Genomic DNA, 15,625 nt, shown 5'->3' on the forward strand with positions numbered 1-15,625 from the left:
CCTATTCTCTTTTGCGAATGTGGGGGTCCACGAATGAACGCTGCTTGTTACGTATTTGTGGCAGGAGGTTATGATATTGATTTTGTTAACTATTCTTAAATCATCCTTTTTCAGCTCACTGGAGATTGGATTGCTGTATGCTCTAATGGCACTCGGTGTGTATATTACGTTTCGTATTCTGGATTTTCCCGATCTCACGGTGGACGGGAGCTTCACGACAGGAGCAGCCATTGCGGCGATTATGATCTCGAACGGCACCCCCGCCTGGATGGCATGTATTGCAGCTTTTATCGGCGGTCTGGCTGCTGGAGCCTGCACAGGCCTGCTGCATACGAAGGGCAAGATTAACGGACTGCTGTCCGGTATTCTGATGATGATCGCACTCTACTCGATTAACCTGAGAATACTGGGCAGACCGAATGTGTCCCTGCTTGGTGCGGATACAATCTTCTCGGATCTGCCGCGCAAGGTATGGGAATTCACCTCCATCACCCTCGTTATGCTTGTCGTTACGCTCGTGTTCAAGCTGGCACTTGATTGGTTCATGAAGACTGATCTGGGTCTGGCCTTGCGTGCAACAGGCGACAACAAGCGCATGATTCGCAGCTTCGGCGCGAACACAGACACGACGACCATTGTTGGTGTCAGCTTGTCCAATGGACTGGTGGCCTTGTCTGGGGCATTCATCGCCCAACAATCGGGCTTCGCTGATATTACGATGGGGATCGGTATGATCGTGATCGGTCTGGCTTCTGTTATTATCGGGGAAGCGATTTTCGGGGCCAAAACGGTGTTCCGGGCGACAATTGCTGTCATTCTGGGCTCTATCGTCTATCGTTTCGTTGTGGCTATCGCTCTTCAGATCAAATGGTTCGAATCCTCTGACTTGAAGCTGATTACTGCTATCATCGTCATTATCGCTCTCGTCGTGCCGACCATTCGGCGCGTCCTGAAGCAGAATGCCATGGCCAAGATACGTTCGGCTGAGCTGCTGGGCTCAGGGAGCCAGAGCAAGGGAGGTCGAGGCTGATGCTGGATATCGTAAATGTATCGAAGCTCTTCAATCCAGGAACTGTAGATGAGAAGATTGCGTTGATCGGAGCGAATCTTCATCTGAAGCCTGGTGACTTTGTCACCGTGATCGGGAGTAATGGAGCGGGCAAGTCCACGCTGATGAATATCATCTCTGGTGTCATGAAGCCGGATACGGGTGAGGTCCGCATCGCGGACCGGAACATCAGTCAGCTCCCGGAATTCAAGCGTAGCCGCTGGATTGGACGCGTATTCCAGGACCCAATGGCAGGTACGGCACCAAATATGTCCATTGAAGAGAATCTGGCAATGGCATACACCCGCGGCAAATCGCGCAGCTTCGGCTTCGGCGTCACGGCTGCCAAGCGCGATCGTTTCCGTGAGGAGCTACAGCGGCTTGGTATCGGACTGGAGAATCGTCTGGGCGCTAAGGTAGGATTGCTCTCTGGTGGGGAGCGGCAGGCACTAAGCCTACTCATGGCGACCTTCACGCAGCCGGATATTCTGTTGCTGGATGAGCATACAGCAGCGCTAGACCCGGCCCGGGCTGAATTGATCACCACACTGACGGAGAGCATAGTTCGCGATATGAAGCTGACCACACTCATGGTCACCCACAACATGGATCAGGCAATCCGCTTGGGTAATCGTCTGATTATGATGGATAAGGGCCGCATCATTCTGGATGTCAATGAGCAACAGAAGAAGGGTCTGACTGTCGAGCGGCTGCTTGGTGAATTTGAACGGATTAGCGGTGAAAAGCTGGCGGATGATCGGATTGTGCTGGGCTAAAGAGCTCAAGAAGTGTGATGCTGGCATGCGAAGTGAACGAACCAACAATCGTACAGGCAGCTACACAACAGCGTGCAAACAATCGTACCAGTAATGAATCAGTAAACCAGTAACCAAACAAAGGTAATCGTGATAACAAATAAGCTGTTCATGACAAGAGGCTAGCCCCGTTCCAGGGTCTGGCCTCTTTTTCATACGTCACGAACCGAATATAGTCCATCATCATCCGTATTCTGTTTATGTTCCCGTCGATGAATGTGGCGTATGATCAAGATATAATGATGGGTAGGGGAGTTCTGGCCTGAGAAGCACAAGTCACGATTAGGCTTGGTACCAAGAATGAAGAGCATGAAAGCCCATCACATGATGGACGCTAGCTTGGCCATTCCTGAAGACGTGATGTTCAATGGACTTATAATAAAGCACAATTGATTTGTTTGTGCGGTACTTCAGGCGTTAGGCGGAATTCCAAGAGCTGAGGCGTTGTAATACCCCTTCATGGCAGCGCTACCATATGCGTGTCGCTAATGATGGACTTTATTTATTCAATTTTTCAGTTCCATTCAAAGCACTCGACTATATTCAAAGCATTCAACGTATTCCGATCAAAGGAGAGATTGTTGCATGAAGCATCTGGAATTCACATTGCAGCATCCGAATCAGACCATCACCCCTGGGCGCATGGCTACGTGTGGCGGTCAGAGTCCGCAAGGAGAGCAGCTTGGCTTCACGAATTATTATATGACGCGTAATCAGCAGCCATATATTCCGGTAGTTGGGGAATTTCACTATTCTCGCTTCTCTTATCTCCACTGGGAGGAGGAGCTACTGAAGATGAAGGCTGGCGGCATCGAGATTGTCGCAACCTATGTGTTCTGGATCATGCATGAGGAGATGGAGGGGGAATTCTCTTGGGACGGGAATCTGAATCTGCGGCATTTTGTGGATCTATGTGCCAAGCATGGGCTGAAGCTGATTGTCCGCATAGGTCCTTTTTGCCACGGTGAGGTCCGTAACGGCGGAATGCCCGACTGGCTGTTCTCTTACCCGCTTGAGGTGCGCTCTAACGATGAGAGATATTTGCATTATGTGACTCGACTGTATCAGCAGATTGCCCGTCAGTTGGAGGGGAGATTGTTCCAGCAAGGTGGGCCCATTATAGCGGTGCAGCTGGAAAATGAATACATGCATGCGGGGGCGCCTTTGGATGCATGGGGCTACAATCCCGGACGCTTTCTCACCTCGGGAAAGGATGGCCAGAAGCATCTGGTACGGCTGCGTCAGATCGCAGAGGATGCGGGTATACGCCCATTATTCTTCACTGCTACGGCTTGGGGCGGCGCAGCGGTGCCGGAGCAGGATACCTTGCCTATGCTGGCAGGCTATGCCTACACACCATGGATTCCGAACCAGCCACCTAGCCGGGAGTATATCTTTCGGAATCTGCATGAGACTCCTGCAGAGCCTGTGGATTATGATACACGTGAATACCCTGCGGCCTATTGTGAGCTGGCGGGTGGAATGCAGGTCAGCTACAAGGCACGTCCTGTCGTAGAGGCGGACAGCGTAGAGGCCATGTCCGTCGTCAAGCTGGCCAATGGCAGTAACCTTATTGGCTATTACATGTACCATGGAGGCTCCAACCCGATCGGGAAGAGGTCCTTCATGAATGAATCCGGCCTGCCCAAGATCACGTATGATTACCAGTCTCCTCTGGGCGAGTTCGGACGGGTAGGGGATTCCTACCATCGTATTCGTCTCTTGTCCCTCTTTCTGCAATCATTCGGTCATGTACTGGCCCCGATGGGAACGGTTCTACCGGAAGGACAAGAGAAGATCGCTCCAGAGGATACAACCTCCATTCGCTGGTCTCTTCGCCAGCGCGATCATCAGGGCTTCGTGTTCCTGAACAACTTCCAGGATCATGTCGAGATGCCAGGGCAGGAGCTGGCGCTAACCTTACATTCGTCGAAGGGGAGCGTTCGCTTTCCAAGTAGCGGGAGCATGAAGCTAGCCACCAGTAGCAGCATGATTCTTCCGTTTCATCTGGATATTGCAGGTCTCAAGCTCGTAAGCGCTACTGTACAGCCACTCATGATACTGGAGGATGCAGAGGAGACAGCGATCGTCTTCTTTGCCCGCGACGGGATTCCGGCTGAGTATGTGCTGGATCATACCACTGTAAGTGGTGTTCATATTGGAGAAGCAAGCCTCACGAAGTGGGAAGAGCAAGCGGGACGCCTCGTCATCAGACCACAGGTCGGGAAGGAGCATGAACTGGTGCTCACTCTTCCGGAAGGGAAGCGAATCCGGCTTATCACCTTATCCCGGGAAGAAGCGTTGCAGGCCTACCGCTTGCGGGTATGGGGAGAGGAAAGACTCATTGTGAGCGAAGGCCATGTCTATGTGCAGGACGAGCAACTATTCTGCGCATCTGAGCAGGCGACACTCACGGCCTGGGTCTATCCGGCTCCATCGAGGGAGGCTGCAGCACCTTACGGAGAGCTGTCTACGTCCACGCATGCAGGCTTTCAGATCTATGAATGGCATTTCCCAGCCTACGATGCCGGACTGAAGGCGCAGTATCCAGCAGAGAGCACGGCTTTGCTCTCCTTGAAGACGGACTGGCCGTCTTATATAGCAGATGTCCAGATTCGCATTGACTATGACGGAGATGTTGCAGCTGCATATATCGGTCAGCGTTTGTTAACGGATCATATTCATTATGGCAAGCCCTGGAGCATCGGCCTTAGGCAATTTCGATTGGAGCTGGCAGAGGAGCAGTTGCACCTTTCCATTACTCCTTTGCGTAAGGGTACCGTTCACAGCTTCGTGAATCAGGCGTATATTGAACGCTTTGACGGTGTGGAGATTGCTTTGTATCACCACATAGAGGCTATCCCAAGCTATCGGGGTACCGCGTATCTCCGCACAGATTGGTCCTGATTATTAGTGCTCAGGCGAGAGCTCTTGATGTATTCACACGAAGCAAGTGTCATAACTCCATCAAGATTAATTTTTGTAACTGGATATAGACAAATTAAATTATTTTAATGTGCATCTAGCCTTGATTGGAGCAGCTACAGGTATTGTGAAATTTATTCACGCCAATTTATTTTTGGGGAGGAAGCTATGCATACACAGATACCCGAGCATTTGCCACAACGATTAACCATTACGATGTGGGATTTTTCCTGGTATACGATGACTGCTCCTGGTGAGCCCTATAGTGATTTGGAGGCCCGCTTTGCAGAGGCTGTAGAGCGGGGCTATAACACGATCCGCATTTGCGCCATGCCGTATTTTCTGTTCACAGCTGAGGGCAAACGTCCAGGACCACTCCGTCTGGGTAGCCTTGGCCAAATCGGTCAGCGCACCCGTTGGTACAATTGTCAGGGAGGTGTGGAGCTGGATGGTCATGCGCATTTACTGGAGCTGTTCCGGCAAGCCAGACGTCACGATTGTTACATCATCCTGTCGTCGTGGGAGTATCAGCAGAGTCCTAGCTTCCTGGAGGGACCTGAGCTGTTTGAGGAGCTGCTGGCTATTCCTTCAGAGAAGCGATTCATGGAGCTGGCGCGCAGCATGGACCAACTGCTGCAGTTCCTGAAGCAGGAGGGCTATGAGGATCGAATCGCCTATGCAGAGCTTCATAATGAAGTCGAGTTCGGACGGCTGGCGCAGGTGGCTGTTGATCGGAATATTTCGGCGGATGCAGCAGGGAAAATCATTCATTGCATGAAGCCATACATTGAAGAGGCGCTGGATTATCTGCGCACAGGTCATCCCGATCTGCTCATCACTAGCTGCTATACATTGAACCAGGCCTACCCCAAGGAATATGTGGCTGAAAATGAGCAGGTTGCTCATTTTCATCTGTACCTGAACGGTGTGCTACAGGAATTAATGGATGCAGCCGCGCTGCATGATCATGAGCAAGAGTATCCGAACGCTTTTGTCCGCTCACTGCTTCGCGAAGATGCTCCGCCATTTGCAGGATGGAAACTGCCTGCTTCGGAGGAGTGGCGTCTGCATGGCAATCCGGTCGGTCTTCGACTCTTGTATTTACATGATTGGGCTGATCCGGACCAGTGGGATTTGTTCTTGTATGATCGTTACGGGGCGCATAAGCTGGCCATGCTGCAGAAGACTGATATGCGGCTGGATGAGCTGCAGGAGTGGGCAGAGGAGAAGGGCCTGCCTATTGTCATCGGTGAGGGCTATGTAGGCTATACTCCGCTGTATGCAGGGTTCGAGGAAGGACCTGTTGGCAAATTCATTGCCGAGTATGCTGTCCGTAAAGGGATTAAGCTAGGCTTCTGGGGGATGGTGCTCTGCTCCAACTGTGCGCCGCATCATCCATTCTGGCAGGATGTTGCCTGGCAGCAGCGCTGGAATGAAGCGATTCTTCAGCAGGCCGTACCCGTTCGTTAGAGTGGTATTATTGCTATTTGTACGTCTGGAACATGTGAACAGCGTTTGAAAAGTAATGCCAAATAAGAGGTCGTCTCAAAATGTGGCATTGGGGTGCGGCCATAACTGTAAAATGAGGCAACATCAAGAAAACCAAGGGATGAGGCGGCATGTTCCCGCTTTGTTCCTTGGTTTTTTCGCGTCCATTGTGGCTTTCTTCAGCACGGTCTCAGGGATATTGCGGCATTTTTCTTATCATCCATTTTTTTGTACATTTAGATTTATGATTATAAAAGTGGGTAACTAATCAAACGGAGAAAACGTAGGAGGGATCAATCAGAAAATTACTTTTTCTGATCGAAGTAGTTACTGATGAAATAATATAAGGACATTATTAAGACAATCCATGGAAACAAAGATACGAGTTCATTAAAAGGATTGAAGTAGATACTGTTATCCACTAAGTCCACAATCATGAACATAAAAAGTGAAGAAATAAAAGATATAACTGCTACTAGTCTCTTCAAAATAACAGCTCCTTTGGTTTGGTTATAAGTCCATTATATTCCCAAAATAGTAGGCTGACCGATACAAGATTAAGGTCGACCTATCCTTAGTAAATTTGAAGCTATTATCTAATGTCCTCGAGCATGAAGAAAACGAAATTTATAACCAACATAATTCGGATGATCAGCTCAGTCATTAATTTTCTATTCGTTTGGTGGTAGGTGCCGGGTCATCTCTTATTGGGACGATGGGCTGGCATATTGGAGGTTAACTTTCAACCTGATTACGGAGGGCTGTCTATTGTCCCTCCATTTTACCAAGGAACGGTTTCTTTGGTTGTGATTTGAAAGAAACAAGTTGTGCGACCGCTTCAGTAGCGGAGTGGACGGACTGATTGTGGAAAAGCAGCAGCGGTCGCCTTTGTCCCCGGATTTTCACCACTTAGGAGAATAAATTAAATCTGGGGACAACAGCGATTATAGCAACGGTCTGTTCACGGAGCGTCCGCCCAAAAAGCCTACGTATGCCTTCCTCCAAAACCAAAGGCCGTCCCAAGCAGCCATTTCGTGGCTTATGGGACGGCCTTTCTTAGCCCTATCCAGGGCTATGCCTGTGTGGAGGCAATCAACGCATCTACGCTAAGCAACGGGACACTACGTCCCGATTTCTCAATGATGGTAGGGAAGATGGTGCGCAGGCGCTCATCCTCATGAGCTGCAATCTCCTCTTCCTCTGCTGTAATGGTGTCATCCAATTCATTGACGAGCAGTGCTACCTTATAACGACTTAGCAGGATGATCTTGTCCTCGGCAGTACCCTTCTGATCCGACAAGCCAAGCTTCATGGACAGATTGATCAGAGTGAATAGATCGCCGCGAACGGTAATCATGCCTTCATGCCAAGGTTGAGAGAAGGGCAGTGGAGTACCTGTCTTGGCATTTTGGATTTCTTCAATTTCCTGAAATGGGATGCCAAAGTCTTTGCCTTGCAATTTAAATATAATGAATGGTATCACGATGGACACGCTCCTTACTGAAAATAGGTTCTGTGATTGAACCCTGCTGTACACCTCAATGTCCCTAACATGCTGAGACCCCTTATTATGGGACAGATGCTACCAGCCTCTTGATCGGTAATCCGTTGGGAATAGCCCATGTGGCGGCAGAGAGCTTACATATCATATATCGGCATAAGTCCAGTCGGGTTTTACAGATTATGAGCAATCCTTCAGACCTTTCCCAGAATACATTTTGGAAACTGTGAGGGAATAGCGATTGCGGGTATCCTCAGAGCCTGCCAAACAAACCACTCAAGTGGAGCCGTGGGACTGCACAACGGTGGAATATAAGTACCCCGAAACTATGTTATAATGGATGAGATTATGATGAAGGAGTGAGCATCTACCATGGCTAGATCACAGACACAGAAGGCAATACGCAAGGCAGAAAGAGCAGGCGGTAGAAGCTTTGCCCATGATCGCCGGACCAATGAGGATTATGGTGTCATGTCCCAGCATGTACGGATACTGCCAAGCAAACAGGAGAAGCTGCAGCGAATAAAGCACAAGAAGCGGATCGGAGACGATGGTGCTTCTTTTTGTTTTATATTGGAGAATGTACAATTCTATACGGCGGCTGTGATATAGTATTAGCATGGTACAAATTTAATTGCTCAAAACATTGCATCTTTGTTGGGTGAATGACATGGAGGTTCATATATGCAGCTTATTAATGAAATAGAAGTACAGCATAGGCTTGATGCCTTAAGAGAAGAGCAGGTATATCTTCACCTGGAACTAACCACTGGAGCCTATGCCTCTCATTTGGACAGCTCCCGTCATCCTGCGGGTAACTTTATTTCCAATGCCCGTATTCGGTATTCCCATGGGTCCATCTCGGGCCAGCATCCTTTTCGTGTTGGCTTGAAGACAGAGGAAGGCTGGGTCTATGCCGAGGGGCTGACTCATTGGGATGAAGAGGACGGAGAGCGTCTGATTCTGGCTGGGCACGATGCACAGGGCAAATTGATCGTAGCCCTCCAGTTGAGCCGGGAGCCGTTCTGATGTGGAAGGAGATGAGATAGTTGACACAACGCATTCTTGTTATTTTACCCCATCCTGATGATGAGGCGTTTGGTCTGTCAGGAACACTTGCTTCATATATCCAACAAGGCTATGAAGTGACCTATGCCTGCCTGACACTAGGCGAAATGGGACGTAATATGGGAATTCCGCCATTTGCGAACCGGGTGACGTTGCCGAAGATCCGCAAGCAGGAGCTGCTGGAGTCCTGTGATGCGATTGGTATTCAGGATCTGCGTATGCTCGGATTTCATGATAAAACGATTGAGTTTGAGGATCAGCCGTATTTGGAGCGGGTGATCAGCGAGTTGCTGGAAGAGTTGACACCCGAGCTTGTGTTCACATTCTACCCAGGATACAGTGTGCATCCGGACCATGATGCTACAGGGGCTGCGGTTATTCGCACGATCACCCGTATGTCAGCTGAATCCAGACCAACTGTGCAGTGCCTGGCATTCTCCAGAGATTGTGAGCAGGCGTTAGGCAAGCCGGACGTGGAATATGATGTAAGAGCTTATTTGCAGCAAAAGGTGGCTTCGATTCGAGCGCATCGTTCCCAATTTCAGGCTGCCGAGCTGATGGGCACGGAGACCCTGACAGAGCAAGAGTTGAACACTCGCTATGGCTGGGAGAGATTATGGACCTACCAATTCGCGGATTGATGTCATGGTGGATGCAGTACACCGCAATCACATGAGACGACATGCCAACGCATATGACATGTGACAGACATGGCAAGCATCGCTAGTTAATCTACAACCAAAAGAAGCTGTCCCTGAGTAGATGGGACGGCTTCTTTTGGTTGTATGCTGTACATCCTATTGCAATTATTCGATGCTCGGGACAGACGGACTTATTTATGTTCAAGTCCATTTCATACTCATATTCATGTAGTGGTCCATGCTCATACTAATGCTTATGCCCAGGCCCATGCCCAGTACAGCTAATCTGGTGCTTACGATCTGCTGGCTCGCCATTGAAGAACGGCAGTCTGCAGTCTAGACATAGCCTCCTCCAGCGTCTGACGGGTACAAGCCATGTTCATCCGCATGAAGCCTTGTCCCTCTTTTCCGAAGGATACTCCTGCATTCAGTCCAAGACGTGCCTCTTTAACGAGGAATTGGAACAGCTCATCATCTGGCATTTCTAACTGTCTGAAGTCCACCCATAGAAGATAGGTCCCCTCAGGTTCGTTCACCTGTATTTCCGGTAAGTGAAGCTTGCAGAATTCTCTGACGTAGCTCATGTTATCTCGCACATGGTCAAGCAGCGCGTCCAGCCAAGGACCTCCCTCGGTGTAGGCAGCCTTTGTGGCGACAAGCCCCAGCGGGGTGATTTCTTGCAGGCTGTATAGCTGCAGTGTCTTCAGAATTCGACTCTTGAGCTCGGGATTCGGGATAATCATATTAGCAGTCTGAAATCCGGCCATATTGAAGGTTTTGCTTGGCGACGTACAGACAATAGAATGCTGCTGAGCGTAATCAGATAGCGTGGTGAATGGCGTATGTGCTCCTTGCTCGAAGATCATATCGGCATGGATCTCATCCGATACAAGCATCACCTTCCACTTCTCACATAGCTCAGCCAGACGGGTAAGCTCAGCCTTGGTCCACACCCGGCCTACTGGATTGTGCGGACTGCACAGAATCATCATACGTACTTTGCCTTCAGCGAACTTCCGCTCTAGATCCTCGTAATCCATCCGATAGGTGCCATCCTCATCCCGAACAAGCGGGTTCTTCACCAGCTTGCGCTTGTGGTTCAGTACGACCTTATAGAATGGTGGATACACCGGGGTCTGGATTACAATCTGATCACCGGGCTCGGTGAAGGTCTGAACAATGAAGTTCAGTGCAGGTACTACACCAGGCACGAACTGAATCCATTCCTTCTCAACGGTCCATTGGTGACGGGTCTGCATCCATTGTATGATGGCCTCGTAATAAGCCGGAGTAAAGGTAGAGTAACCGAATACACCATGCTCAACACGCTGTGATAATGCCTCCTTGACGGCGGGTGGTACGGCAAAATCCATATCTGCTACCCATAGAGGCAATACTTCGGTGGATTGGAATACTTCGAGTAGGTTATCCCACTTTTGGGAAGCTGTATTGATACGTTCAATTTGCTGATTAAAATTCAACAAGGTTTCCTCCATTTCCGTTACTGATGCACATATTCTATAGGACTTCTCTATCAATGACAATCCTTGCCTGGCCTGTATTGGTCCAACTTAAGACTTGCATAATCGGACAAAATTCGTCAATACGCAATGAAATGCATATATATTGTCAGATGGTGCAAGTTTTGATCTTGGAAAAAGTACAGTTTTTGCCGATAATAAGAAATAACAGATTCTTTGTCGAAATGTGTAGCGTTGGAGATGGCGCAGAATCGATGGATGGCATATGCTGTATTACAGATCATATTTTTAGATGGAGGTTGAGGCTCATTGGACTCTTACAGCAGAGATGAGATTTCACTCATTCATTGTATTTCAGATCCGTCACTATCTCTGGATCACAAGGGCATCATTACTGCGGTAAATGCCCCCATGGTCGGAATGACCGGATACGATGCAGAGTACTATGTTGGCCAATCCATACAGAGCTTCTTCGATATTGCAGGATGGGACCAATCATTGCAGTGGGATACACGGCTCACACATTTTACTGGAAGAGAACTTCCACTTCAGCTAACAGTGCTTCCTCATTCGGGCAGTAACGATGGAGCTATTTTGCTGTGTCGGGAGATTAGTAGTAAGGGGCCTTCATATGCAGCAGAGCAGGATGAAGATTTACTTTTACAGAGTCCCAGTCATTTTGGCTGGTTAACCGAGAAACAATTCGCACAAATGGAGCATGTGCTGGAGAACATTACAGATGGGTACATACGACTAGATCAGGATGGAAGAATCATCTACTGGAACCATGCAGCCGAACGCATGATGGGCATGTCGCGCAGGGACGCACTGGGTCGTATGGTCATCGATCACATCCCTGATGAAGTGTCGCAAGCTTTTCAGGATGCGCTGGGCAAGCGAGAGAATACGACTATAGAATATTATGTACAGGAGCGCAACAGCTGGTTCAATGCTCGTCTTATCCCCTTTTATAGTGAGACATCTATCTATCTGAAGGACGTGACGGCGCTCAAGCAGGCAGAGCAGCAGATCAACCAGATGGTCTTCTATGACAGTCTGACTGGGTTGCCGAATCAGAAGCAGATGAACAAGCACCTTAGCAAGCTGGTAAGTCGAAGCAAGCCGAAGGAGAATACCTTTGCGCTACTGGTCATGGATATTGACCGTTTCAAGGTGCTGAATGACTACCTGGGCTATGATCACGGAGACGCTATAATGGTATACGTTGCCCGCTTGATCTCGGCGAATATAAGGGAGTATGACGTCGTCTTTCGTTCTGAAGGAGATCAGTTCACGATCATCCTCCACCAGGTTAATTTGACCAAGGCCAAGCAGATTGCAGAGCGCATTATGGAACGGTTCCAACAACCTATCGTTGTGGCTGAGATGGAGATTGTCATTACCTTTAGTATTGGGATCAGCGTCTATCCGCTGCATGGGGAGAACCCTGAGCTGCTATGGAATCGTGCAGAGACAGCGATGCGTGTGGCCAAGAAGCTGGGCAAGAACGGCTATCAATTGTATCAGAGTAAAATGGACACTCGCTCCTCTCTTGTGCTGGAAGGCGAATTGCGCAAGGCTATCTTCAAGGAGCAGCTAGAGCTCTATTACCAGCCGAAGATGGATATCCGCACAGGGCGTATGATGGGGGTAGAGGCACTGATTCGCTGGAATCACCCTGAGCGGGGGATGATCCCCCCGGATCAATTCATCCCACTCGCGGAAGATACAGGATTAATTATCTCCATTGGTCATTGGACACTCATGACGGCATGTGCCCAGAATAAGGCTTGGCAGGAGAAAGGGTATAAGCCGCTTGTCATGTCAGTCAATCTCTCTCCGCGCCAATTCAATAATCCAGATCTGGCCGAGACGGTCAGGAAGACGTTGAAGGAGAGCCAGCTGGCACCCAAGTATCTGGAGCTGGAGATTACGGAGAATATCATGCTAAATACGGAGGATGCATTAGGTACACTTCAGGAGATCAAGCAGGATGGTGTACGTATTGCCATTGACGATTTTGGAAAAGGCTACAGCTCGCTTACATACCTCAAGCAATTTCCGATAGACACCTTGAAAATTGATCGCTCCTTCGTAGAAGACTGCACGGAGAATGATAGTGATGCCAAGCTGCTTAGATCCATGCTCAGTATGGCCATTGATTTCAATCTGTCTGTCGTGGCCGAAGGCGTAGAGAATCGGCAGCAGCTGGACTTCCTGCGACGGAACGGCTGTCATATTGCACAAGGCTTCCTGTTCAGCAGACCGCTTCCAGTAGCCGAGCTGGAGGCCAGTATTCGTCAACTGATCTGATGCCTTTTCACAAGCCTGTACACGCAAATGCCTACAGCACTAAGGAAATGGTAGTCGATAAATAGTCATACTAAATAGCCATGCCAGAATCTTGTGTCCAAAATGCAAAAAACCTTTGACAGAAGATGTGGCAATGGCTATTATGTGTATATAACTCACTAAACAGGTAGGTATAATACAATATTGTTCTCACCGTACCGACGGAGGAACTCCTTGTAATGCAGCGAGCAGACATGGTCTAGGACCAGTCAGACCCTGCTGCCATCAAGGGATTCCTCCGTTTTTTTGTGCACATAGGATCTGATACATTCCAAGTTCAACATACAAAATACACACGTAGGGGGATTTGAAGATGAGAAGACAAGGTAAGCGTGGACTACAGACTGGAATTGCAATGCTGGCATTGGCGGTGCTGCTAGCTGGATGCGGTGGCAACAACGCCCAGAGTGGAGCACAATCTGGTGAACAGACCGATGGTTCCTCACCGCCCAAGGAAGTCGAGCTGCTGAACGTATCCTATGATCCGACGAGGGAGCTGTATGACGAGTATAACAAGGCATTTGCTGCACATTGGGAGCAGGAGTCCGGGCAAAAGGTAACGATCAAGCAATCCCATGGTGGCTCCGGCAAGCAGAGTCGCTCCGTGCTGGATGGGCTGGAGGCTGATGTAGTCACTTTGGCACTAGGCTACGATATTGACGCACTGCAGGAGAAGGGGCTGATTGAGCCTGACTGGCAGAGTCAATTCGAGCATAATAGCTCTCCATATACCTCTACAATCGTGCTGCTCGTGCGCAAGGGGAACCCTAAAGGCGTGAAGGACTGGGATGATCTGATCAAAGGTGATATACAGGTTATTACCCCGAATCCCAAGACTTCTGGTGGAGCACGGTGGAACTATCTGGCTGCGTGGGCATATGCCCTTGAGAAGAATAACAACGATGAAGCTGCGGCCGAGGCCTTTGTCTCAGAGCTATTCAAGCATGTACCTGTGCTGGATAGTGGCGCTCGTGGGGCGACTACGACCTTCGTGGAGCGTGGGATTGGGGACGTGCTGATTGCCTGGGAGAATGAAGCGCTGCTTAGCGTGAAGGAGCTGGGGGAGGACAAATTTGATATTGTGTATCCGTCCATTAGCATTCTGGCGGAGCCACCTGTAGCCATTGTCGATAAAGTGGTAGACAAGAAGGGAACGCGCAAGACCGCTGAAGCCTATCTGGAGTACCTGTATAGCGAGGAAGGACAGCGCATTGCTGCCGAGCATTACTATCGCCCTACACTGGATCGTGTGGCTGCCAATTATAAGGAGCAATTCCCTGAACTGAAGCTGATTAAGCTGGGAGATGTATTTGGTACATGGATAGAGACACAGGAGAAGCATTTCAAGGATGGCGGCGTATTTGACAAAATCTATGTTCCCCAATAAGCAGGCAACTGTAGCAGCGAAGAAGAAAGGAGTGATCACATGGCCTATGCACAGCCCAAAAGGCGGCAAGTACTTCCTGGCTTCGGGCTAACCATGGGATACAGTATGCTGTACCTCAGTCTGGTTGTGCTGCTGCCCTTGTCAGCGCTATTGCTGAATTCAACGGGGCTCACATGGTCAGGCTTCTGGGAGGCTGCTACAGACCCACGGGTGGTTGCTTCCTATAAAGTAAGCTTTCTGTGTGCTGCGCTGGCAGCTTTTATCAATATGTTTATAGGCCTGCTGGTAGCCTGGGTACTGGTACGATACGACTTTCCGGGGAAAAGGCTGTTCGATGCCGTTATTGATCTCCCATTCGCGCTACCGACGGCCGTAGCGGGTGTGGCATTAACAGCGATGTATTCACCGAACGGATGGTTAGGCAGCTTCTTTCAGCCTTTGGGCTGGAACCTGGCCTTCTCCCGTACAGGTATTACATTGGCACTCATGTTCATTGGTATTCCGTTCATCGTAAGGACTGTGCAGCCTGTACTGGAGGAACTGGATCGCGATGTGGAGGAGGCAGCGGCTACACTTGGGGCTGGGCGGTGGTGGACCTTCTGGACGATCCTGCTGCCTCAGCTTGTTCCACCACTTCTCACTGGCTTCTCACTGGCCTTTGCCCGAGGAATCGGGGAATACGGATCGGTTGTCTTTATCTCTGGTAATATGCCGATGAAGACAGAAATTGCACCCCTGCTGATCGTAACCAAGCTGGAGCAATATGATTATGCAGGAGCTACGGCTGTAGCTATTATGCTACTCGCTATTTCCTTCGCCCTGCTGCTGCTTATCAATACATTACAGCGATGGACAAGACGAAGAAGTATGGGGTAGTGCGAGCAGCGACGAACATGAATTCGAACATGAACATGATATG

General features: G+C 49.5%; 12 protein-coding genes. 10 read left to right on the top strand and 2 right to left on the bottom strand.

The features are described from left to right. Nucleotides 1-70: 70 nt before the first annotated feature. The 4 genes from K331_RS0110250 to K331_RS0110265 all read left to right on the top strand — a co-directional run bounded on the left by K331_RS0110250 (nucleotide 71) and on the right by K331_RS0110265 (nucleotide 6,258). Nucleotides 71-1,030: an ABC transporter permease gene (locus K331_RS0110250; protein WP_051289766.1), complete on the top strand. Its 960-nt coding sequence runs from the start codon at nucleotides 71-73 to the stop codon at nucleotides 1,028-1,030. Next, entirely contained in the window at nucleotides 1,030-1,824 is a 795-nt protein-coding gene (locus K331_RS0110255) for an ABC transporter ATP-binding protein (protein WP_018887217.1), read from the top strand. The genes K331_RS0110250 and K331_RS0110255 overlap by 1 nt, the downstream gene beginning before the upstream one ends. Nucleotides 1,825-2,448: 624 nt before the next feature. Beyond that, entirely contained in the window at nucleotides 2,449-4,770 is a 2,322-nt protein-coding gene (locus K331_RS0110260) for a beta-galactosidase (protein ID WP_028590244.1), read from the top strand. A gap of 186 nt (nucleotides 4,771-4,956) precedes the next feature. Further along, nucleotides 4,957-6,258 (top strand): cellulase-like family protein, encoded by a 1,302-nt coding sequence (locus K331_RS0110265; protein ID WP_028590245.1) that lies wholly within the window; start codon nucleotides 4,957-4,959, stop codon nucleotides 6,256-6,258. A 1,090-nt stretch (nucleotides 6,259-7,348) separates the two neighbouring features. Here K331_RS0110265 and K331_RS0110275 read toward each other — a convergent pair. Continuing rightward, nucleotides 7,349-7,759: a chemotaxis protein CheW gene (locus K331_RS0110275; protein ID WP_018887221.1), complete on the bottom strand. Its 411-nt coding sequence runs from the start codon at nucleotides 7,757-7,759 to the stop codon at nucleotides 7,349-7,351. A 390-nt stretch (nucleotides 7,760-8,149) separates the two neighbouring features. On the opposite strand from K331_RS0110275, the gene K331_RS0110280 reads away from it, so the two are divergent. The 3 genes from K331_RS0110280 to bshB2 all read left to right on the top strand — a co-directional run bounded on the left by K331_RS0110280 (nucleotide 8,150) and on the right by bshB2 (nucleotide 9,486). Further along, on the top strand, nucleotides 8,150-8,389 hold the full coding sequence (locus K331_RS0110280) for a hypothetical protein (protein ID WP_028590247.1): 240 nt from the start codon (nucleotides 8,150-8,152) through the stop codon (nucleotides 8,387-8,389). Between the two features lie 72 nt (nucleotides 8,390-8,461). Further along, nucleotides 8,462-8,806, top strand: a complete 345-nt coding sequence (locus K331_RS0110285; RefSeq protein ID WP_028590248.1) for a YojF family protein — start codon at nucleotides 8,462-8,464, stop codon at nucleotides 8,804-8,806. A 20-nt stretch (nucleotides 8,807-8,826) separates the two neighbouring features. Further along, entirely contained in the window at nucleotides 8,827-9,486 is a 660-nt protein-coding gene (bshB2, locus tag K331_RS0110290) for a bacillithiol biosynthesis deacetylase BshB2 (RefSeq protein ID WP_028590249.1), read from the top strand. A 293-nt stretch (nucleotides 9,487-9,779) separates the two neighbouring features. Here bshB2 and K331_RS0110295 read toward each other — a convergent pair whose 3' ends face one another. Next, nucleotides 9,780-10,967, bottom strand: coding sequence for a MalY/PatB family protein (locus tag K331_RS0110295; RefSeq protein WP_028590250.1), 1,188 nt, complete (start codon nucleotides 10,965-10,967; stop codon nucleotides 9,780-9,782). 309 nt (nucleotides 10,968-11,276) lie between these two features. Between K331_RS0110295 and K331_RS29260 the strand changes: the two genes are divergently transcribed. From K331_RS29260 to cysT, 3 genes are all read left to right on the top strand, one after another. Next, nucleotides 11,277-13,280, top strand: coding sequence for a sensor domain-containing protein (locus K331_RS29260; protein WP_051289768.1), 2,004 nt, complete (start codon nucleotides 11,277-11,279; stop codon nucleotides 13,278-13,280). 352 nt (nucleotides 13,281-13,632) lie between these two features. Further along, nucleotides 13,633-14,706 (top strand): sulfate ABC transporter substrate-binding protein, encoded by a 1,074-nt coding sequence (locus K331_RS0110305; protein WP_028590251.1) that lies wholly within the window; start codon nucleotides 13,633-13,635, stop codon nucleotides 14,704-14,706. Nucleotides 14,707-14,745: 39 nt separating this feature from the next. Continuing rightward, nucleotides 14,746-15,582: a sulfate ABC transporter permease subunit CysT gene (gene cysT, locus K331_RS0110310; protein WP_028590252.1), complete on the top strand. Its 837-nt coding sequence runs from the start codon at nucleotides 14,746-14,748 to the stop codon at nucleotides 15,580-15,582. Nucleotides 15,583-15,625 lie beyond the last annotated feature (43 nt).

Origin of the sequence: Paenibacillus massiliensis subsp. panacisoli DSM 21345 (assembly GCF_000426545.1) — a bacterium.
Taxonomy (GTDB): domain Bacteria; phylum Bacillota; class Bacilli; order Paenibacillales; family Paenibacillaceae; genus Paenibacillus; species Paenibacillus panacisoli.